Origin of the sequence: Streptomyces nojiriensis (assembly GCF_017639205.1) — a bacterium.
In the GTDB taxonomy this organism is placed as follows: domain Bacteria; phylum Actinomycetota; class Actinomycetes; order Streptomycetales; family Streptomycetaceae; genus Streptomyces; species Streptomyces nojiriensis.
Genome location: NZ_CP071139.1, coordinates 5,893,288 through 5,912,647, shown reverse-complemented (window position 1 = coordinate 5,912,647; position 19,360 = coordinate 5,893,288). Strand labels below are relative to the sequence as shown.

The 19,360-nt window shown below is 72.2% G+C and carries 16 protein-coding genes and 1 tRNA gene; 6 read left to right on the top strand and 11 right to left on the bottom strand.

Translation table 11 applies throughout. From position 1 onward, the window contains the following. Nucleotides 1-78 precede the first annotated feature (78 nt). Nucleotides 79-1,155 (top strand): FAD-dependent monooxygenase, encoded by a 1,077-nt coding sequence (locus JYK04_RS27685; RefSeq protein ID WP_189732654.1) that lies wholly within the window; start codon nucleotides 79-81, stop codon nucleotides 1,153-1,155. A 27-nt stretch (nucleotides 1,156-1,182) separates the two neighbouring features. Here JYK04_RS27685 and JYK04_RS27680 read toward each other — a convergent pair whose 3' ends face one another. The 3 genes from JYK04_RS27680 to JYK04_RS27670 all read right to left on the bottom strand — a co-directional run bounded on the left by JYK04_RS27680 (nucleotide 1,183) and on the right by JYK04_RS27670 (nucleotide 6,249). After that, nucleotides 1,183-3,054, bottom strand: coding sequence for a tetratricopeptide repeat protein (locus JYK04_RS27680; RefSeq protein ID WP_189732656.1), 1,872 nt, complete (start codon nucleotides 3,052-3,054; stop codon nucleotides 1,183-1,185). Nucleotides 3,055-3,246: 192 nt separating this feature from the next. After that, nucleotides 3,247-3,320 (bottom strand) — tRNA-Met (locus JYK04_RS27675). Nucleotides 3,321-3,369: 49 nt separating this feature from the next. Then, the gene (locus JYK04_RS27670) at nucleotides 3,370-6,249 is read right to left on the bottom strand and encodes a UPF0182 family membrane protein (protein ID WP_189733677.1); all 2,880 of its coding nucleotides are present in this window, start codon (nucleotides 6,247-6,249) and stop codon (nucleotides 3,370-3,372) included. A 127-nt stretch (nucleotides 6,250-6,376) separates the two neighbouring features. Here JYK04_RS27670 and JYK04_RS27665 point away from each other — a divergent pair, with 127 nt between their 5' ends. Continuing rightward, entirely contained in the window at nucleotides 6,377-6,946 is a 570-nt protein-coding gene (locus tag JYK04_RS27665) for a PPA1309 family protein (protein WP_189732658.1), read from the top strand. A 33-nt stretch (nucleotides 6,947-6,979) separates the two neighbouring features. Here the strand turns inward: JYK04_RS27665 and JYK04_RS27660 are convergent, their stop codons facing one another. From JYK04_RS27660 to JYK04_RS27645, 4 genes are all read right to left on the bottom strand, one after another. Next, nucleotides 6,980-8,065 carry a YlbL family protein gene (locus JYK04_RS27660; protein WP_189732660.1) on the bottom strand — a complete coding sequence of 362 codons (1,086 nt, stop codon included), beginning with the start codon at nucleotides 8,063-8,065 and terminating at the stop codon, nucleotides 6,980-6,982. A 145-nt stretch (nucleotides 8,066-8,210) separates the two neighbouring features. Continuing rightward, complete coding sequence (locus JYK04_RS27655) at nucleotides 8,211-8,426, bottom strand: hypothetical protein (RefSeq protein ID WP_189732662.1); 216 nt, start codon at nucleotides 8,424-8,426, stop codon at nucleotides 8,211-8,213. A 316-nt stretch (nucleotides 8,427-8,742) separates the two neighbouring features. After that, nucleotides 8,743-9,204 carry a molybdenum cofactor biosynthesis protein MoaE gene (locus JYK04_RS27650; protein WP_189732663.1) on the bottom strand — a complete coding sequence of 154 codons (462 nt, stop codon included), beginning with the start codon at nucleotides 9,202-9,204 and terminating at the stop codon, nucleotides 8,743-8,745. Between the two features lie 156 nt (nucleotides 9,205-9,360). Beyond that, nucleotides 9,361-10,497, bottom strand: coding sequence for an SDR family oxidoreductase (locus tag JYK04_RS27645; protein ID WP_373297348.1), 1,137 nt, complete (start codon nucleotides 10,495-10,497; stop codon nucleotides 9,361-9,363). A 222-nt stretch (nucleotides 10,498-10,719) separates the two neighbouring features. Between JYK04_RS27645 and JYK04_RS27640 the strand changes: the two genes are divergently transcribed. Together JYK04_RS27640 and JYK04_RS27635 are read left to right on the top strand one after the other, a co-directional pair. Beyond that, nucleotides 10,720-12,126, top strand: a complete 1,407-nt coding sequence (locus tag JYK04_RS27640) for a zinc-dependent metalloprotease (protein WP_189732667.1) — start codon at nucleotides 10,720-10,722, stop codon at nucleotides 12,124-12,126. Then, a complete protein-coding gene (locus JYK04_RS27635; RefSeq protein WP_189732669.1) occupies nucleotides 12,123-12,653 on the top strand; it encodes an NUDIX hydrolase in 531 nt (176 codons plus the stop codon). The genes JYK04_RS27640 and JYK04_RS27635 overlap by 4 nt, the downstream gene beginning before the upstream one ends. 69 nt (nucleotides 12,654-12,722) lie before the next feature. Here JYK04_RS27635 and JYK04_RS27630 read toward each other — a convergent pair whose 3' ends face one another. The 4 genes from JYK04_RS27630 to JYK04_RS27615 form a co-directional block, all read right to left on the bottom strand. Next, entirely contained in the window at nucleotides 12,723-13,478 is a 756-nt protein-coding gene (locus JYK04_RS27630; protein WP_189732671.1) for an AIM24 family protein, read from the bottom strand. Nucleotides 13,479-13,495: 17 nt separating this feature from the next. Next, nucleotides 13,496-14,176 carry an AIM24 family protein gene (locus JYK04_RS27625; protein ID WP_030011152.1) on the bottom strand — a complete coding sequence of 227 codons (681 nt, stop codon included), beginning with the start codon at nucleotides 14,174-14,176 and terminating at the stop codon, nucleotides 13,496-13,498. Nucleotides 14,177-14,196: 20 nt separating this feature from the next. Then, on the bottom strand, nucleotides 14,197-15,840 hold the full coding sequence (locus JYK04_RS27620) for a TerD family protein (RefSeq protein ID WP_189732673.1): 1,644 nt from the start codon (nucleotides 15,838-15,840) through the stop codon (nucleotides 14,197-14,199). 186 nt (nucleotides 15,841-16,026) lie between these two features. Further along, nucleotides 16,027-16,665, bottom strand: coding sequence for a M48 metallopeptidase family protein (locus tag JYK04_RS27615; RefSeq protein WP_373297349.1), 639 nt, complete (start codon nucleotides 16,663-16,665; stop codon nucleotides 16,027-16,029). 155 nt (nucleotides 16,666-16,820) lie between these two features. Between JYK04_RS27615 and JYK04_RS27610 the strand changes: the two genes are divergently transcribed. Together JYK04_RS27610 and JYK04_RS27605 are read left to right on the top strand one after the other, a co-directional pair. Then, nucleotides 16,821-17,954, top strand: a complete 1,134-nt coding sequence (locus JYK04_RS27610; RefSeq protein WP_189732677.1) for a ThiF family adenylyltransferase — start codon at nucleotides 16,821-16,823, stop codon at nucleotides 17,952-17,954. A 72-nt stretch (nucleotides 17,955-18,026) separates the two neighbouring features. Beyond that, nucleotides 18,027-19,355 (top strand): ABC1 kinase family protein, encoded by a 1,329-nt coding sequence (locus JYK04_RS27605; RefSeq protein WP_189732679.1) that lies wholly within the window; start codon nucleotides 18,027-18,029, stop codon nucleotides 19,353-19,355. The last annotated feature ends 5 nt before the right edge of the window (nucleotides 19,356-19,360 follow it).

The following is a 19,360-nucleotide window of genomic DNA, read 5'->3' as shown; positions in this document are numbered from 1 at the left end:
TTCCGCGCCTCATCATACTGAACCGAGTTTCACCGAATCAGAGTTCAGTGAATGTGAATTCAGCGAAAGAGGTCGGGCATGCGTGTGTCAGTCATCGGGGGCGGAGTCGCCGGATCGGCGAGCGCGATCGCCCTGCGCCGCGCGACCGGCGCGGAGGTCACGATCCACGAGGCGTACGAGGATCCGGCCGGGCAGGTGGGCTCGTACCTCAGCCTCGCCGTCAACGGGCTGCGGGGGCTGGAGGCCCTGGGCTGCCTCCCGCAGGTACAGGCCGCCGGGTTCCCGGTCGCCCTGCAGCGGATGTGGTCCGCGTCGGGCAAGCTCCTCGGGGAGGTGCCGCGCGGCCGGCTCGCCTCGGACAGCCTGCACAGCACGACGCTGCTGCGCGGGCGGCTGGTGGAGGTGCTGCGCACCGAGGCGGTCCGGGCCGGAGCCCGGATCGAGACGGGGCGGCGGGTGGACCCGGCGGACCTGGACGCGGACCTGGTGGTGGCGGCCGACGGCATCTGGTCCGCCACCCGCTCGGCGCTGGACCCGGCGGCGCCACAGGTGCGGTACGCGGGGCTCTACTGCGTGTCGGGGGTCTCCGAAGGCGTGCACCTCACCCCCGGCACCTACCACTTCGTCTTCGGCCGGCGGGGGGCGTTCCTGTGCGTCCCGGCGGCGGACGGCACGGTCTGGTGGTCGGCCCAGGTGCCGGCCCCGGAGCCCCCGGACCCGGCGGAGGCCACCCGGGCCCGCCTGGCGGAGCTGTACGGCAAGGAGGAGCTGCCGCTGTCCCTGATCCGGGCGGCCACCCGCGTCGACCGGCCGATGCCGATGCACCGGCTGGCGGACGTGCCCGTCTGGCACGACGGGCGCACCGTCCTGATCGGCGACGCGGCCCACCCGGTCGGGGCCGGGCAGGGCGCGTCGATGGCGATCGAGGACGCGGTGGCCCTGGCCCGGTGCGTCGCGTCGGTTCCGGGCGTGGAGGCGGCCCTGGCCGAGTACACCCGGCTGCGCCGCCCCCGGGTGGCCCGGATGACCCGGGCCGCGGCGACGAACCGCGACGCGAAGACCCCGGGCACGGTGCGGCGCCGGGTCAACGACCTGCTGATGCCGATCGCCTTCCGGCACGTCTACTCCCGCTCCACCTCCTGGCTCTACCGCTAGGAGCCGGAGCGGGCGCCCCGCCGGGCCTCAGGCCGAGAGTTCCTCGGCCAGGGCCTCGCGGAGCCGGGCCGCGCGTTCCGAGACCTCGGCCGGGCCCAGTTCCATGGCCCGCACGCACCACTTCTGGCCCTCCGCGAGGTCCCCGTGGCGGGCCGCCAGCAGGCCGAGGCGCAGGGCGGCGCGGCCGTGGCCGGCCACCGCAGCGCGGGTCCACCACAGGGCGGCCTCCGGCTCGTTCCCCTCGCGGGCCAGCAGCAGCCCGAGGTTGAAGGCGCCGTTGCGGGAGCCGGCCTCGGCCGCCTCCCGGTACCAGCGCGCGGCGACGGCCAGGTCGCCGCGGGCGGCGGCCAGCATGCCGACCCGCACCTGGGCCCGGCGGTGCCCCAGCTCGGCGGCCCGCTCGTACCACTCCTCGCTCTCGGTGCGCGGGGCGCCGCCCACGGGCTCGCCCAGGGCCACCGGCTCCGGCGGCGGGGCCAGCGACTCCAGCAGCGCGGCCAGGCGGAACGCCGCCTCCGCGCTGCCGCCGCCCGCCGCGCAGCGCAGGTGCCGCTCGGCCGCCCGGTCCTCGCCGTCCCGCACGAGCGCGATGCCGACCTGCAGCGCCGCGTCGGTGTGACCGGCCGACGCGGCCCGCTCGTACCACTTCAGCGCCGTCCGGTCCTCGTCGCGGCTGGCGAACAGGATCCCGAGGTTGAACGCGGCGTCGACGCTGCCCGCCTCGGCGGCCTTGGAGAACCACGGCTCGGCGCCCGCGGCGTCCCCGACCTGGAGCAGCATGATCGCCAGCGCGTTGGCCGCCTCGCGGTGCCCGGCGTAGGCGGCCCGCCGGTACCACTGCTCGGCCTGCGCGGTCCGGTCCTGTGCGACGCACAGCAGAGCAAGGTTGTACGCCCCGTTTTGGTCGCCCGCATCCATGGCGGTCCGGTACCAGCGCTCCGCGGTCTGGGTCTCGCCGCGTGCGGCGTGCAGCGCGCCCAGCGCGTTGGCGGCGTTGCCGTCGCCGTCCTGCGCCGCCCGGTGCCACCACACGGCGGCGCTCTCCTCGTCGCCGGCGTCGCGCAGCAGGAAGCCGAGCGCGCACGCGGCCCGGGCCTCGCCCTGCTTGGCGGAGGTCAGGTACCAGCGTCCGGCCTCCTTGAGCTCGCCGCGCGCCTCCAGCAGGGCGCCCAGGTGCAGGGCGGCGCGCCGGTGCCCGCGCGCGGCCGCCTGCCGGTACCACTGCTCGGCCTCGGTGGGGTCGCCCTTGCGCAGGTGCCTCGCCAGCCGGTACGCGGCTTCGCGGTGCCCCTGTTCGGCAGCGGCGCGGAACCACCGCTCGACGCCCTTGTCCCCGCGGTGCTCCAGCAGGTCGGCCAGCCCGTACGCGCCCAGCGCGTGGCCGGACTCGGCCGCCTGCCGCATCCAGTACTCGGCGGCGGGCTCGTCCCCGCGCTCGCGGAAGTAGCGGCCCAGGGCGTGCGCGGCGGGGGCGGATCCGGCGACGGCGGCGACCCGCCACCAGCCGGCCGCATCCTCGGGGTAGCCCCGCTGGTGGAGCAGCACGCCGAGGTTGTTCGCGGCGGCGCGGTCCCCTTCCCCGGTGGCTCCCCTCAGGTACGGTTCGGCGCCGTCGAGGTCGCCGCGGCGCAGCAGCAGCGCGCCGAGCACGCTCATGGCTCCGGGGTCGCCCTTGTCGGCGGCCGCCCGGTGCCGGGCTTCGAGCTCGGCGTCGCTCGCCGCGTCGGTCTCGGCGAAAATCTCCTCCGCGCTGTGCTTGTCCAAGAAGTCCGCATCGGTCAGTGCGATCTGCGCGTCGGCGACCGGAGCCGCCCCCTCGGCCTCTGTGTCCGTCCCGGACTCCGCCCTCACAAACCGCCCTGTCTCCAGCAGAGTTGACCTGTCCCCCATAAATCCCATCGTCGCATCACCTGCTACCCGCGTACACCTGGTATGTCGCAGCCAGTGAGGTCACTACAGCGTTTTGTCGACATGCCCACAGTGGGGTAAGTCAAACACGCTCCACCCACAAGTCACCCTCCCCGGTTACCGCGTGTCCGTCCCGGACATGACGAAGGCCCGGATCCCATGGATCCGGGCCTTCATCTTCAGTAGCGGGGACAGGATTTGAACCTGCGACCTCTGGGTTATGAGCCCAGCGAGCTACCGAGCTGCTCCACCCCGCGTCGGTGAAACCACCGTATCACGACGCGGGGTGGAACCATTACCCAGTGATCATTGGCCGGACGGGGTGGGTGTCGTCAGCTTCGCCTCGGCCTCGATCGCCCGCTTCAGCGCCGCCTTGATCTCGTCCTGGGCCTTGCCGAAGGCCGCCCAGTCGCCGGCCTGCCGGGCCTTCTCGGCATCCTCGATGGCCTTCTGCGCGTCACCGAGAGCCGCCTTGACCGTCGGGTCCTGGGCGGTTGGCGGCGTGACGGTGCCCTCGCCGGGCGGCTGCGCCGGGGGTACCGGAACGGTCGGCGCCTCGGCCCCGAAGACCACGTTCAGCGCCTTCTCGAGGGTGTCCTCGAAGGCGGTCTGGTTGCCGTAGGTCACCAGCACCTTGCGCAGCAGCGGGTACTTCAGGCCGGAGCTGCGGACGTAGACCGGCTCCACGTAGAGCATCCCGCCGTCGAGCGGCACCGCGAGCAGGTTGCCGTACTCGATCTCCGAGTCGCCACCGCGCAGCAGGCGGATGGACTCGGCGATCTTCGGCTCCGACTGGAACTTGCTCTGCACCTGGCCGGGGCCGTCCGGCGGCTTGCTCGTCGGCATCTTCAGAATGCGGATCTTGCCGTAGTCCGGGGTGCCCGGATCGGCGTTGACCGCCATGAAGGCGCTCAGGTTGGGCCGCTCGTTCGGCGTGAACGTCGTAGTGAGCGAGAAGACCTGGTCCTTCTCCTTCTGGCCCGGCATCTTCATCGACAGGTAGTACGGCGGAACGGCCGTACCGGCCTTGGTCGTCGGGTCGTCCGGGACCGCCCACGCCTCACTGCCGCTGAGGAAGGTCTGCGGGTCGGTGACGTGGTACCGGGTCAGCAGCTCGCGCTGGACCTTGAAGAGGTCCTGCGGGTACCGGAGGTGTTCCATGAGCGGCTTGGCGATGTCGGCCTTGGGCTTGACCGTGCCCGGGAACGCCTTCATCCAGGTCTTCAGGACCGGGTCCTGGGTGTCCCACTGGTACAGGTCCACCGAGCCGTCGTACGCGTCGACGGTGGCCTTGACCGAGTTGCGGATGTAGTTGACCTGGTTCTCCTGGGCGACCACCGCGCGCTGGCTGTTGGTCAGCGAGTCCGCGGTGCTCTGGCCCAGCGTGGTGCGCGAGGCGTACGGGTAGCCGTTGGTGGTCGTGTACGCGTCGACGATCCACTTGATCCGGCCGTCGATCACGGCCGGGTAGGGCGCACCGTCGATGGTCAGCCACGGGGCGACGGCCTCGACGCGCTGCTTGGGCGTGCGGTTGTAGAGGATCCGCGAGCCGTCGCCGATGGCGCCCGAGTAGAGGATCTGCGGCTCGTTGAAGGTGAGCGCGTAGGCGGCCCGGTTGACCGGGTTGTCGAGATTGACGCCGGAGTCGCCCTTGTAGCTCGTCTCCTTCTCGCCCTTGTCGTCCGAGTAGTCGAGCTCCTTCTGCGGACCGCCGACGATCGAGTACTGCTTCGTCTGCTCGCCGTAGTAGATGCGCTGCTCGAAGTCCGTGCCGAACACACCCTTGGAGGGCAGGTCGGACTGGGTGAAGTCGGGAGCGCCCTCCTTCACGGTGGTGCCCTTGGCCGCGACCACGCCGTAACCGTGCGTGTACTTGAAGTGGTCGTTGATCCAGTTGTTCTTCGGGATGCCGCCGATGTTCAGCTCGCGCAGCCCGATGACCGTGTCCTGGCCGCTGTACCGGTCCACGGCGAGCGTGGACGGGAAGGCGTAGTAGCCCTTGACCTGCTGGAGCTGCTGGAAGGCCGGCGAGACGATGTTCGGGTCGAGGATGCGGATGCTGGCCGTGGTGTCGGCCTGCGGCCGCAGCTTGCCCCGGTCCTCCGTCTGCGGGACGCCCGGGTAGTCCGTGACCTCCGAGCCGGCGATGCCGTAGGCGTCGCGCGTGGCCTTGATGTTCTTCTGGACGTACGGGGATTCCTTGGCCTGCTCGTTCGGCTGGACCTGGAACTTCTGCACGATCGCCGGGTAGAGCCCGCCGATCAGGATCGCCGAGAGCACCATCAGGCCGAAGCCGATGACCGGGAGCTGCCAGGTGCGGCGCCACAGCGTCGCGAAGAACAGCACGGCGCAGATCGCGGCGATGGCGACGAGGATCGTCTTCGCCGGCAGGTAGGCGTTGGCGTCGACGTAGCGCAGGCCCGTCCAGTTGTCGGCGGCCTTGAAGTCGCTGGACTTCACGGCGAGCCCGTACCGGTCGAGCCAGTAGGCGACCGCCTTGAGCGTGACGAAGAGGCCGAGCAGCACCGAGAGGTGCCCGGTGGCGGCGGCGGTGGCCCGTGCACCCGGGCTGGTCACGCGCAGTCCGCCGTACAGGTAGTGCACGACGGCCGCGGCGATCACCGACAGCACGACGGCGGCGAAGCCGAAGCCGAGCAGGAAGCGGTACCAGGGCAGGTCGAAGGTGTAGAAGGACACGTCCATGTGGAACTGCGGGTCCTTCGAACCGAAGGGCACGCCGTTCACGTACATGAGCCAGGTCTTCCACTGGCCGGCCGCCGAAGCGCCCGCGATCAGGCCGACGAGCACGGCGATGCCCAGCAGCAGCCACTTCTTGTACGGGGCGATGCTCATCCGGTAGCGGTCGAGGCTCTGCTGCTCCATCGACATCGCGCTGAGCGGCGGCCGCAGCCGATAGGCCAGCCAGATGTTCAGCCCGACCGCACCGGCCATCAGCAGACCGAAGACGGCGAAGAGGCCGATCTTGGTCCACAGGGTGGTGGTGAAGACGGTGGAGTACTTCACGGAGCGGAACCAGAGCCAGTCAGTCCAGAAGCCCGCGAACATGATGAAGAGCATGGCCAGGACGGCCAGTACGCCCAAGGTCATGAGGAGAGTTCTCGCCCGCCGGGAGGGGCGGCCGACTCTCATCCGTGGCCCGGAAGGGCCTCCGCCGCGGTCCGGCATCTGGAAAGCCAAGGTGCGCACCTCGAAAGCTGAGTCTGGTAATGAACGGGCCCCCGATCGTAGGGCCCACTCATGCAACTTACTGAGGCTTCGGTCAGTTCCCGGTAATCGATGGAAAGGAGGCAGGATGTTGCCCATGTCCAACCTTTCACCTTCCCCCGGCACCCCCATGGCGGCCGGCCCGCTCACCCGCGCCTGCCTCGAGATCGACGAGTACGCGGCCGGCCTCGGCTGGGACAAGCCCGCGCGGCTCTTCGCCCTCGTCGACACCGCCCGGCTCAAGAAGCAGGAGCCGCGGCTGGCGAGCCAGCTCGGTCTCGACCAGGACGACGCCGGCAAGTCCTCCCTCACCCCCATCGAGCAGGACGAGGTCCCGAAGGGGACGCCGCTCGACAAGTTCCTCGGCACCATCGCCTGGCCCGACGCCGTCGTCGGCTGTGCCCTCACGGTGGAGCGGCTGATGCTGCCGCCGTCCGCGGAGGCCTCCGTACCGGAGGGGCTGAACGACAAGCAGCTCGCGAAGTGGGTCGCCGGGCACCCGGAGCGGCAGGAGGTGCGCCTCACCGTGGCCGTGCTGCGCGACGGATCGCGCGAGTCGGCCGTACGACTGCGCGAGAAGGACTCCTCGACGGAGGTCCTCACCGGTGCGGGCCTGGTCCCCGGCCTCGCGGAGGCCCTGGCGGCGACCTTCTCGTAAGCCTTGCCCGTCAGGGGGACGGAACGGTCGGGGTTAGCGCGTGCACCGCGGCAGCCCGGCCGTGTCCCCCTTGCTGATCTTCTCCAGTGCCTTCGTGGCGTCGTCGATGGTGGACACCTTGACCAGGGTCAGCCCGTCGGGGGTGTGGGAGGCCGCGGAGGCGCAGTTCTCGGCGGGCGTCAGGAAGTACTCGGCACCGGCCTTGCGGGCGCCGATGGTCTTCATCTGGATGCCGCCGATGGGGCCGACCTTGCCCGCGTCGTCGATGGTGCCGGTGCCCGCGACGAACTTCCCGCCGGTCAGGTCCTCCGGGGTGAGCTTGTCGACGATGCCGAGGGCGAACATCAGCCCGGCGCTCGGGCCGCCGACGTCGGCGAGCTTGATGTCGATCGTGAACGGGAAGGTGTGGTCGGTGCCGGCCCGGATGCCGACGATGGCGTGACCGTCGCCCTCCGCCTTGCCCGCGGTGATTGTCAGCTTCGAGGTGGCGGGGTCGTTGTTGCCGGCCTTCGCCGCCTCGGTCGCCTCCTTGGCGGGCACGATCGTGAACTCCACCGGCTCGCCCGGCTTGTGCTTGGTGACGAGCTTGGCCACGTCCTCGGGTGCGGTGACGGCGGTGCCGTCCACGGCCTTGATCACGTCCCCGGCGTGCAGCCGGCCCTCGGCGGGGCTGTCCTTGACCACGGTGGAGACGATCACCCGGGCGGTGACCGGGATGCCGAGCTGCTTCAGGGCCGCCACCTTGGCGCTCTGCTGCGACTGGCTGAACTCCTCGGCGTTCTCCTGGGTGGACTCCGCCTCCGTCTTCCCGTTCGGGTAGAGGTTCTCGTGCGGGACGACGATGTTGTCGCCGGCCAGCCAGCCGTAGACCGCTTCCACCAGGCTCATGTCGTAGTCCGCACCGGTGACGCGGACCGTGGTCATGTTGAGGTGACCGCTGGTCGGGTACGTCTTGCGTCCGGCGATGTTGAGGACGGGCGCGCCGTGCGAGTCCCCGAGCGTGTTCACCGTCGGGCCGGGGCTCATCTCGGAGTACGGGACCTTGATGAACACCCCTGCGCAGAGCAGCGCGAACAGCACCAGGGTGGAAGCGAGCATCGTCGCGGTGCGGCGTGGCATGGATCCGACAGTACGGGACGGCCCTGGCGGGCGGCCCTCGGGGCCGGTCCGTACGGGGTCCGCACGCGAAACTCTCAGCGGAATCTCACCGACGGCGGCGGACCGGAGCGGGACGGACGCGGAGCGTCGAACGGCGGCGGACGCCTCAGACGGCGTCGGAGGCGGAGTGGGCGGACGAGGAGGAATGGGCGTCGGCCTTCACCCTCGCCTGATCGGCGTTGGCCATGGCTTCCCGGAACCGGGCATAACCCGCGAGCTCGGATATGTCACCCTGTGTGCGGTCGCGTGCCGCCCAGCTGCCCCATATCGCCGCTCCGATCGCGGCGAACAGCGGAATCAGCAACCACGCCAAAGACGCCATGGGCGTGCCTCCCTACCCCGAAGTACGTTTCGTTGGTGGCTTCAACGCTCGTGCCCATGGGGGGGTTACGCAAATCGAGGGCGTGTTGCGCGGCCGAACGGGTGCGAGGCTACCGCCTTCCGGGTGGCGTTCCGTGACCGGGGGTTCAGTCGGCGCCGGAGCGCCTCACGGGCTTCGCCCGGCCGTGCCGGACTCCTCCCGGCGGGCCTGCGCGGCCGGAGCCTCAGCAGGCGCCGACCCACTCCTCGGTGCCGTCGCTGAACGACGCCCTCCTTGAAGGCCGGACTCCTCCCGGCGGGCCTGCGTAGCCGGAGCCTCAGCAGGCGCCGACCCACTCCTCGGTGCCGTCGCTGAACGTCTGGTGCTTCCAGATCGGGACCTCGTGCTTGAGGTCGTCGATCAGCATCCGGGCGGCCTCGAAGGCCTCGCCCCGGTGCGGGCAGGACACGGCGACGACGACGGCCAGGTCGCCCACGGCCAGGTCGCCGACGCGGTGCACGGCCGCCAGGGCGCGGACCGGGAACTTGGCCACGACGCGCTCGGCCACGCGGCGCATCTCGGCCTCGGCGGTCGGGTGGCAGGAGTAGCCGAGCGAGTCGACGTCCGCCCCGCCGTCGTGGTTGCGCACCGTGCCGACGAAGAGCGTCGTACCGCCCGACGCGTCGTCGCCGACGGCCTGGAAGACCTCGTCGATCGACAGGGCGGTCTCGCGGATCTGGAGCAGCCGGATCGGGTCCGAAGCGGCCTGCTCACCGGGGTGGTCGAAGTGCGGTGCCATGCCCTCATCGTGCCCTAGCCGCTGACACGGCGAAATAGCAGATTCGCCCGGGGCGCGGGCGCCGCCTTGGGAGCCTCCTACAGGGCGGACCCGCGGAACCCTGCGGTCCGCCCGGCCGGACGGCGTGCGCGGCGCCGGAGCCGGGGCGGGGGCCGGTCAGATCCCGCGGCGCTTGCGTGCCAGGCGGACGGCGGCGGCCGCGCCCAGCAGCGCCACCGTCGCGCCCGCCGCACCGGCGGCCGTGGCGGCGTCCCTGCGGCCCAGCCGGCGGCCCGCGACCGTGTGGCGGCCCGAGACCTCCTGGAGCAGCTCGGCGAGCACCTCCTCGTTGGTCCAGCGCGGCCGCCAGCCCGCCGCGTGCAGCCCGCTGACGCTGACCACCCACGGGTGCATCGTGTAGGCGAGGTCCCCGGCCGGGGACGGGGTCAGACCGATCCGGTGCAGCCGGGCCGCCGCTCCCAGGGCGACCGCGGAGGGGAGCTCCATGCGGCGGATGCCGCTCAGCTCCTCGACCTCCTCCTGCTCCAGCCACCCCTCGCAGCCCACGGCCAGCTCGCCCTCGACCTTCTCCAGGGCCGCGTACTCCAGGGCGCTGACCAGGTCGTCCACGTGGCAGAACTGCCAGGTGGGGCGGGATCCCGCCACGACGAGCAGCCGCGGGGACTCGAAGTACCGGGTCAGGGCGGTGTCGGTGCCGCCGACCAGGACGGCCGGACGGATCACGGTGACGTTCAGTCCGGGGTGCGCGCGCGGGGCCCGGCGGCCGAGGCGCTCGATCTCCAGCAGGTCGCCGACGCCGGTCGCCTCGGCGGTGGCCCGCAGCTCGGAGTCCTCGGACAGCGGGATGTCGTTGTCCGGCAGGGCCCCGTAGACCATCGCCGAGGTGCAGAGCACGACGCGGTGCACGCCGGCCGCGGCGGCGGCCGTCAGGACGGTCTGGGTGCCGCGCACGTTGTACGCCGTGCGGGCGGCCGGGTCGGTCTCCAGGTCGAGGTCCAGCGCGAGGTGGACCACGACGTCCGCGCCGCGCAGCTTCTCGGCGATCGCGGGGTCCCGTACGTCGAGGATGTGCCACTGCGCGGCGGCGCAGTCCCCCCGCCGCTCGTCGATGGCGACGACCTGCTTGACCTCGTCGGAGGCGGCCAGGCGGCTCACCAGGGCCGCGCCGACTCCCGAGGCGGCGCCGGTCACGGCGATCACCGGGCTGCGCCGGCGGATTCCCTCCGGGTTTCGCGGCTGGCGAACGCCGGGGGCGCCGTCACCGTGCTCGGAGCTGTTTTCGTCGTCGTGCATCGCGCGAAACTGCGGATCTGGGGAACTCACCGGGCGTCTCCAGCGGTTGTCTTCAGTAGGGACGCGTCGTGACGCGTACCCACCAGGTGATGTCCATCCTGCCGCAGCCCAGGAGTCGGCGGAGCACCGAGCCCGGATGCGGCCGCGGTGTCTACGCTGGGTGGTGTTGTCGGACCATTGCCCGTCGGCTCCCGCCGGCGGCCCTACGAGCCGAGGAAACCCGTGAGCGACACCCCATTCGGATTCGGCCTTCCGCCGGAGGAGCCGGAGAACGGCGACGATGGCAAGAAGAAGGGCAATCAGGGCGGTCAGGGCGGCCCGGCGAATCCCTTCGGGTTCCCCGGCATGGGTCTGCCGGGCGGGGCGGGCGCTCCCGGAGCGGACAACCCGTTCGCCGCGATGTTCGGTTCGATGAACCCGAACGACCTCGGTGCCGCCTTCCAGCAGCTCGGCCAGATGCTGAGCTACGAGGGCGGTCCCGTGAACTGGGACATGGCCAAGGACATCGCCCGCCAGACCGTCGCGCAGGGCACCGCGGACGGCGTGAAGGACACGAGCGTCGGCGTCGCCGAGAAGTCCGCCGTCGAGGAGGCCGTGCGCCTCGCCGACCACTGGCTGGACGGTGTGACCTCGCTGCCCTCCGGCGCCACCACGGCCGTGGCGTGGAGCCGCGCCGAGTGGGTCGAGGCGACCCTCCCGGTGTGGAAGGAGCTCGTGGACCCGGTCGCGGAGCGGGTCGGCGCGGCCATGGGCGGCGTGCTGCCCGAGGAGATGCAGGCCATGGCGGGGCCGCTGCTCGGCATGATGCGCTCCATGGGCGGCGCCATGTTCGGCCAGCAGATCGGCCAGGCCGTCGGCACCCTCGCGGGCGAGGTCGTCGGCTCGACGGACATCGGCCTGCCGCTGGGCCCGGCCGGGAAGGCCGCGCTGCTGCCGCTGAACATCGAGAGCTTCGGCAAGGACCTGGGCGTGCCCCCGGACGAGGTACGGCTCTACCTGGCCCTGCGCGAGGCGGCCCACGCCCGGCTCTTCGCCCACGTGCCGTGGCTGCGCTCGCACCTGTTCGGCGCGGTCGAGGGCTATGCCCGCGGCATCAAGGTCGACACCTCCAAGCTGGAGGACGTCGTCGGCCAGCTGGACCCGTCCAACCCGGAGCAGCTGCAGGAAGCGCTCCAGGGCGGCATGTTCCAGCCGCAGGACACCCCCGAGCAGAAGGCCGCCCTCGCCCGCCTGGAGACGGCACTCGCGCTGGTCGAGGGCTGGGTCGACGCGGTGGTGCACGAGGCCGCCAAGCCCCGGCTGACCTCGGCGGACGCGATGCGCGAGACCATGCGGCGGCGGCGCGCCTCGGGCGGCCCGGCGGAGCAGACCTTCGCGACGCTGATCGGCCTGGAGCTGCGCCCGCGCCGGCTGCGCGACGCCTCGCGGCTGTGGGCCTCCCTCACGGACGCGCGCGGTGTGGACGGCCGCGACGGCCTCTGGGAGCACCCGGACATGCTGCCGACGGCCTCCGACCTGGACGACCCGGACGGCTTCGTGCACCGCGAGCAGCTGGACTTCTCCGAGATCGACAAGATGCTCGGCGAGGCCGCCGAGAAGCGCGAGCAGGACGGCGACGAGAAGAAGTGAGCCTGCACGAAGACGCGGTCCTCGTCCTGAAGGCGTACGAGGACCAGCCGGAGCTGCGCGATCTGTACCTGGAGCACCTGGCGGCCCACCCGGACGGGGTCTACAAGCCCTGCGGGGCCGGGCACGTCACGGGCAGCGCGCTGGTGATCGACCCGGTGCGGGGGCGGGTCCTGCTGACCCTGCACAAGAAGCTCGGCATGTGGCTCCAGATGGGCGGCCACTGCGAGCCCGGTGACCGGACCCTCGCCGACGTGGCGCTGCGCGAGGCCCGGGAGGAGTCGGGCATCGCATCGGGGCTGACCCTGCTCGAGGGCGGGCCGGTGCGCCTGGACCGGCATCCGATCCCGGCTCCGTGCCACTGGCACCTGGACGTGCAGTACGCGGCGCTGGCTCCGGCCGGCGCGGTGGCGGAGATCAGCGAGGAGTCCCTGGACCTGCGCTGGTTCCCGTACGAGGAGGTGGCGGCGGTGGCCGACACGTCCGTCGTACGGCTGCTGGAGGCGACCTTGGCCCGCCTCGGCGGCTGAGCCCGCCGAGGCGGATGCGGCGAAGGGGCGGTCCCGTGCGGGGCCGCCCCTTCGCCGTGCCGGGAACCGTCAGTTCCAGGCGTTGTTCTGGTTCTGCGCGTGCGAGCCGTGCTGGCCCATGCCGAACTGCGCGGCGACGCCCTGGCCGAGCTGCGCGTTCTGCGGCGGCAGCACCTCGCTGGGCTGCACCAGCGCGAAGCCGGTGCCGAGGAAGCTCAGCTCCCAGCCCTCGCCGGTGTTGCCGCGCCGCCGCCACACCCCGCTGGAGTGCGTCTGGGCCTGCATCTGGACCCGCAGCGACGTGGACCAGGCCACGATGGCGTCCGCGTCGACATTGACGTACTTGTCGGGCGTGACGTGCATCATCAGCGGCTGCCCGGAGGTCATCAGCGCGACCTTGCCGCGGCCGGAGATGTTGAGCTGGTACTTGCCCGAGCCGGAGATCCCGTACTGGCTGTCCACCGCGATGACCTCGGTGTGCAGGGTGGAGTCCAGGGCCAGCACATAGCTGCTGTCGACCGTGAGGCCGTCCTGGTCCACGTCCACGACGTGGACGTACTGGGCCAGGTTGGCCAGGTAGACCGTGCCCTGCCCGGAGCAGCGCATGAGGTCCAGGCCCTCGCCGGTGCGGCTGCGGGCGTTGCGCTGGCTCGTGCTCTGGTACTCGCCGTCGAAGTCGATGAGTCCCTGGTAGGCGACCATCGCGCCCTTGCGGGCGAGTACGTCGTCGGAGCCCGTCAGCGAGACCCGCAGCAGCTGCGGGTTCTGGATGGCGTACCGCTCCTGGGACTGCGCCTCGGCGTGGGCGAAAAGTGCGCTCTGCATGATGTGTCCGCTCCCCCTCAGCCCCGGGCCCGGAGCCGGTCGGTGCTGTCCTCGCTGGGCTGTACGACGACGATGCCCTGGCCGGAGAAGGCCATCTGGTAGGCCTCCCCGCTGCCCCGGCCGATCATCGACGAGGCCTTGAAGCTGCGCTTGCCCTTGACCTTGAGATTCGGCGACCAGGCGACGAGCGCGTCGGGGTCGACGTACGTCTCGTCCTCGCCGCGGCCGCAGTCGACCACGATCGGGGTGCCTCGGGAGGTCAGGGCGACCCACCCGGTGCCCGCGATCTGCACGTTGAACAGGCCCTGGCCGGCGAACTTGGCGAGACCCTTGACGCGCTCGACGCCCCACTGGAGGTGCGCGTCGAAGGCGAGCAGGTTGGTGCCGTTGACCGAGAGCGAGTCGTTGTTGAGGTTGATGACGACCACGTCGGCGCCGTAGTCGGCCAGGTAGAGCAGGCCGTCGCCGGTGCACTTCATCAGCGGTGCGCCTTCGCCGGTGATCCACTGCGAGGCCATCTGGCGGACGGCCGGCGGGTTCGGCTCGTACTGGACGAAGCCCTCGTAGGCGACCATCGAGCCGGTGCGGGCGAAGAGGTCCTGGCCGCTCTGCATGGCGACCTTGAGCATGGCCCGGCCGTGGTTCTCCATGCGGGCCGTGACGGGGGTCGGGGCGAAGCCCGCGAGTTGCTGGTTCATTGCGTTCATGTCGGGCTCCCTCAGACCTCGTACGGCTGGACGACGATGAAGTTGCCGGGAGCGCCGCGGAACTGGAGGTTCACGGTCTCCCCGCTGTGGCCGGGGTAGGCGTTGCGCCGCAGCCGGACCTGGCTGGAGATGATCACCTGCGAGGCGGAGGACCACGCGACGATGGCGTTGCTGTCCGCGAAGGTGGTCGGGGTGACGGGCAGGACCACCGGGACGCCGTGCGTCTTGACGATGACCGTGCCGGTGCCCTGGAACTGCATGGTGAACAGGGCGCCGCCGGGGATGCCGTGGCCCTCGATGCGGCGGACCTCGTGCTGGAGCGACTCGTCGAAGGCGAGGACGGCCTCGGCGGAGACGCAGATCCCGTCGCCCTGCAGCTCGATGGCGTGCAGGTGGGCGCCGTTCTCCGCGAGGAAGACCTGGCCGCGGCCGGTGCAGCGCATGAGCTGCATCTCCTGGCCGGTGGCGTTGCCGACGATGCGGCCGGCGAAGCCCGCGCCCTTGTAGCTGAAGTCGACCTTGCCCTGGTAGAGGACCATGCTGCCCTGGCGGGCGAGGACGGCCTGGCCGCCCATGGACAGGTCGACGCGCATGAGCTGCTGGTTCTGCGGGGTCCAGCGGGTGCCGGTGGGGGCTTCCTTGTACGGCTGGAGCGCGGCGGCGAGGCCCGCTCCGGCGGCCGCCTGCTGCGGCTGCTGCGCGTACTGCGGCGGCTGCTGGCCGAAGGCGGGCTGCTGCTGGCCGTACGGGGGCGGCTGCTGGCCGGGGACCTGGCCGTACGAGGGCTGCTGCGGCGGCTGCCCGTAGGGCGCGGGGGCCGGGGCGGGCGGCGGCACCTGGCCGTAGGACGGCTGCGGCGGCTGGCCGTACGGGGCGGGGGCCGGCGGGGCGAGCGGCGCGGCCATGGTGGGCGCGGCGTGCACCGGGGCCGGGGCCGCGGGCTGCTGGTACTGCGGCTGCGGGACGGCGCCGGGCGCGGGCACGGGCGCGCCGAAGGACGGCGCGGGGGCCGGGGCCTGCTGGGCGGGGGCCGGGGCGCCGAAGGCCGGGGCCGGGGCGGCCGCCTGCGGCGGCGGGGCGAACCCGGGCGAGGCGGCGGCCGGGGCCTGCTGCGCCGGCTGCGGGTCCTCGGCGACCTCGCCGCCGAAGTTCCGCAGCAGCGCGTCGAGCCCGCCGTCGAAGCCCTGGCCGACGGCGGCGAAGCGCCACACGTCCTTCAGGTAGAAGTCGCCGAGCATCACGGCCCGCTCGGTGGTGAACTCCGAGCCGGTGAACGCGTAGCGGACGACCTCTTCGCCGCCGGCCACGATCCGGATGTAGCCGGGGCCGATCTGCGACATCTGTCCGGCACCGTCGATGGTGGCGGTGAAGGACAGTTTGTGGATGGACGCCGGAATGCGGTCCAGCGTCACCCGGAAGGATTCGGTGTCGCCGGACTGCGCACCGAGTTGCTGAATGGACTCTTCCGGCGACTTCGGCTGATTGAAGAAGACGAAGTAACGGTCGTCCGACAGCTGCTCGTTGGCGTCGAGGCCGAAACAGCTGATGTCGAAGGCGAGCCCGGATCCGGCGATCTGGACGCCTACGTACAGATCGGTGCCCGCCGTGAGATCACTGATCTTGGCCTTGTGGCCGCGTTGGAATTCCCTGGCCATACGTACGACCGTCCCCCATCCCGACTGTGAATGCGTGGCGCTCAGGCTAACGGCAATTGCCGACATCCGGCCAAGCCGGTACCGACCCGGTACAAAACACTGCGTGCGGCACGAGGGGCGGCCGGTGGGCCGGCGGGAGGGTGGGCGGGCGGGTCGGCGGGAGGGGCGGCAGGCGGGGCGGCGGGCTCATTCCTCGCGGGCGGCGGGGACCTTCGGCAGCCGCTCGGCGGCGACCACGCCCTCCAGGTAGCCGCGGGCCCGCTCGGTGCGCGGGTACGCCTCCAGCAGCTCCCAGAAGCGGGGCCCGTGGCCGGGTACGAGGAGGTGGGCCAGCTCGTGCAGGAGCACGTAGTCGACGACGTACTCGGGCATCCCCTGGAGCCGGTGCGAGAGCCGGATGCTGCCTTCGGCGGGGGTGCAGGAGCCCCAGCGGGTGTTCTGGTTGGTGACCCAGCGGACCGTGTTGGGGCGGGCGCGGCCGTCGAAGTACTGCTCGGACAGCTGCGCGGCCCGCTCGGTGAGTTCCGCGTCCCCGAAGGTGCGCCGGCTCTCCTGGGCGGCCAGCTTGTCGAGCATGACCCCCACCCAGCGCTGTTCCTCCGCCTCGGACATCCGGGCAGGGATGAGCACGACCGTACGGTCACCCTCGCGGTAGGCGGATACGGTCCTGCGGCGGCGCGCGCTCCGGCGGACTTCGACGGCGCGCTGCGGTGGGTCGGCGGACACGCCACGACGGTACCCGGTCGCGGTGGCGGAAGTCCCGCCCGCCCGCGGTTCGAACACGAGGGATTCACGGCCGTTTTCCGGAATCCCATTTCCCTTCATCTCATATGCCTAATAACTCGCACCTGTGGACAAACTTCGGCACGGATTCCGGTGGGCGGGCACTGTTGCGGAAGAACGGGAAACGGGCTGCGCATAGGCGCACCGGTGGCCACAAGTGCCCACGCGTGCGCACGGGATATCGAGGGGGACGGGACATGTATCCGAAGGTGAAGCCGGCGCTGGCGCGGGCGTGGCGGGATCTGCAGACGGTTCAGTTCGGGGTGACGCCCGCCCACGCGGTGGTGCTCGGCCCCGTGGACACGGCGACGGGCACGCTGATCGACCGGATCGACGGGACCCGGGGGATGGAACTGCTGCGGGCCGAGGCCTCGGGGATGGGACTGCCGGACGGCCGGGCCGACGAGGTGGTCAGGACGCTGGCGGGGGCCGGCCTGCTCGACGACGCCACGGCGGGCGGCCCGCGGGCCCAGGCCCTGCGGGGGCATCCGCAGACCGTGGAACGGCTGGGGCCCGACCTGGGTTCGCTGTCCCTGGTCCACCGGGAGCCCGGCGGGGACTTGCGGGGGATCGCCGCCCGCCGGGCGATACGGGTCCGGGTGCGCGGGAGCGGCCGGGTGGGGGCCGTGATCGCCGCGGTCCTGGCGGGAGCCGGCGTGGGCCGGGTGGAGGTGCTCGACGGGGGCCGGGTGGAGCCGGCGGACGTGGCGCCGGGCGGGCTGGACCCCGGCAGCGTGGGCCGGCCGCGGGCCGAGTCCGCGGGCAGGCTGGTGCGCGAGTCGGCCCCGGGGCGCGCCCCGGGGGCCGGGAAGGACGCGGGGGCGGAGCCGGGGCTGGCCCTGGTGGTGGTCGCGCCCCGGGACGGGCTGCACGCCTGGGCCCCGGATCCGGACACCGCGGCCGACTGGATCGCCGCGGGCATCCCCCACCTGTTCGCGGGGGTGTTGGAGGGGACGGGGCTGGTGGGGCCGCTGGTGCTGCCGGGTTCGACGGCCTGTGCGGGGTGCATGGAGCGCGACCGCGTGGACCGGGACGCGGCCTGGCCGAGGATGCTCGTGCAGTGGCGCTCGGCCCACCGCCGCCGCGCGGGTGCGGCCTGCGACCTGGGTCTGTCCACGGCGGTGGCCGGGCTGGCCGCGGCCCACGCGCTGGCCTTCCTCGACGGGCATCTCCCCGCTTCCACGGCCTCCCGCTGGGAGGCGGCCCTCCCCACCCTGCACTGGGAATCCACCCCGGTCCCCCCGCATCCCGACTGCCCCTGCGGGGCGGGTGGGTCGCCTGAGGCCGATCGGGCGGGCAGCGGCCGGGAGGGCCATGACAGGATGCGCTGATGGTGTCGGGGCGGCGGAGCCCTTCCTGAGTCCGCCGTTCGCGGCGCAGCTGTCTGGGACATGGAGGGGCGTATGTCTGATCTTCCCCGGAAGGCGGTCACCCGTACGGTCAAGCTGGCCGCGCTGCCGCTCGGCATAGCGGGGCGGGCCACGTGGGGGCTGGGCAAGCGGATCGGGGGCAAGTCCGCGGAGATCGTGGCGCGCGAGCTCCAGCAGCGCACCGCCGAGCAGTTGTTCCGCACGCTCGGGGAACTGAAGGGCGGTGCCATGAAGTTCGGGCAGGCCCTGTCGGTCTTCGAGTCGGCGCTGCCCGAGGAGGTCGCGGGGCCCTACCGGGCAGCGCTGACCAAGCTTCAGGAGGCGGCCCCGCCGCTGCCTGCGGCGACGGTGCACCAGGTGCTGGCGGACCGTCTCGGCGCTGACTGGCGGGACCTGTTCGAGGAGTTCGAGGACAAGCCGGCCGCGGCGGCCTCGATCGGGCAGGTGCACCGGGCGGTGTGGCACGACGGCCGGGAGGTGGCCGTCAAGGTCCAGTACCCGGGGGCCGGTGAGGCGCTGCTGTCGGACCTGAAGCAGCTGGGCCGGTTCGCGGGGCTGCTGGGACCGCTGGTCCCCGGCATGGAGATCAAGCCGCTGATCAAGGAGTTGCGCGACCGGGTCGCGGAGGAACTCGACTACGAGCTGGAGGCCGAGGCCCAGCGGACGCACTCGGACGCCTTCGTGGACGACCCGGACGTGGTCGTGCCGGACGTCGTGCACCAGGGCGACCAGGTGCTGGTGACCGAGTGGATGGAGGGGACCCCGCTGTCGGAGGTGATAGCCGACGGGACCCAGGAGGAGCGGGACCGCGCCGGACAGCTGCTGGCCGGGTTCCTGTTCTCCGGTCCGGCGCGCACCGGCCTGCTGCACGCGGACCCGCACCCGGGCAACTTCCGGCTGATACCGGGGGCGGACGGCCGGACGCGGCTGGGGGTCCTGGACTTCGGCACGGTCGACCGGCTGCCCGGGGGCTGGCCCAAGCCGATCGGCAGGTCGCTGCGGATGACGCTGGACGGTGACGCCGAGGGGGTCTACGGGCACCTGTGCGCGGAGGGGTTCGTGAAGGAGTCCGTCGAGCTCGACCCCGACGCGGTGCTGGACTACCTGAAGCCGATCATCGAGCCCGCCGAGGCCGAGGAGTTCACCTTCACCCGGCCGTGGCTGCGCGGCCAGGCGGCGCGGATCGCCGATCCCCGCTCCCCCGCGCACCAGTTGGGCCGGCAGATCAACCTGCCGCCGTCCTATCTGCTGATCCACCGCGTGACGCTGAGCACCATCGGGGTGCTGTGCCAGCTGGGCGCGACGGTGCGGCTGCGGGACGAACTGGACACCTGGCTGCCGGGGTTCGCCTCCGCCGAGTGACTGCG

Excerpts from the sequence above, each read along its gene's own strand:
- JYK04_RS27680 (WP_189732656.1), bottom strand. The coding sequence starts at position 3,054 with ATGGGATTTATGGGGGACAGGTCAACTCTGCTGGAGACAGGGCGGTTT.
- JYK04_RS27670 (WP_189733677.1), bottom strand. The coding sequence starts at position 6,249 with ATGCCGGACCGCGGCGGAGGCCCTTCCGGGCCACGGATGAGAGTCGGC.
- JYK04_RS27645 (WP_373297348.1), bottom strand. The coding sequence starts at position 10,497 with ATGCACGACGACGAAAACAGCTCCGAGCACGGTGACGGCGCCCCCGGC.
- JYK04_RS27630 (WP_189732671.1), bottom strand. The coding sequence starts at position 13,478 with ATGCAGAGCGCACTTTTCGCCCACGCCGAGGCGCAGTCCCAGGAGCGG.
- JYK04_RS27660 (WP_189732660.1), bottom strand. The coding sequence starts at position 8,065 with ATGCCACGCCGCACCGCGACGATGCTCGCTTCCACCCTGGTGCTGTTC.
- JYK04_RS27685 (WP_189732654.1), top strand. The coding sequence starts at position 79 with ATGCGTGTGTCAGTCATCGGGGGCGGAGTCGCCGGATCGGCGAGCGCG.
- JYK04_RS27650 (WP_189732663.1), bottom strand. The coding sequence starts at position 9,204 with ATGGCACCGCACTTCGACCACCCCGGTGAGCAGGCCGCTTCGGACCCG.
- JYK04_RS27605 (WP_189732679.1), top strand. The coding sequence starts at position 18,027 with ATGTCTGATCTTCCCCGGAAGGCGGTCACCCGTACGGTCAAGCTGGCC.
- JYK04_RS27610 (WP_189732677.1), top strand. The coding sequence starts at position 16,821 with ATGTATCCGAAGGTGAAGCCGGCGCTGGCGCGGGCGTGGCGGGATCTG.
- JYK04_RS27625 (WP_030011152.1), bottom strand. The coding sequence starts at position 14,176 with ATGAACCAGCAACTCGCGGGCTTCGCCCCGACCCCCGTCACGGCCCGC.
- JYK04_RS27615 (WP_373297349.1), bottom strand. The coding sequence starts at position 16,665 with ATGAAGGGAAATGGGATTCCGGAAAACGGCCGTGAATCCCTCGTGTTC.
- JYK04_RS27665 (WP_189732658.1), top strand. The coding sequence starts at position 6,377 with ATGTTGCCCATGTCCAACCTTTCACCTTCCCCCGGCACCCCCATGGCG.
- JYK04_RS27620 (WP_189732673.1), bottom strand. The coding sequence starts at position 15,840 with ATGGCCAGGGAATTCCAACGCGGCCACAAGGCCAAGATCAGTGATCTC.
- JYK04_RS27655 (WP_189732662.1), bottom strand. The coding sequence starts at position 8,426 with ATGGCGTCTTTGGCGTGGTTGCTGATTCCGCTGTTCGCCGCGATCGGA.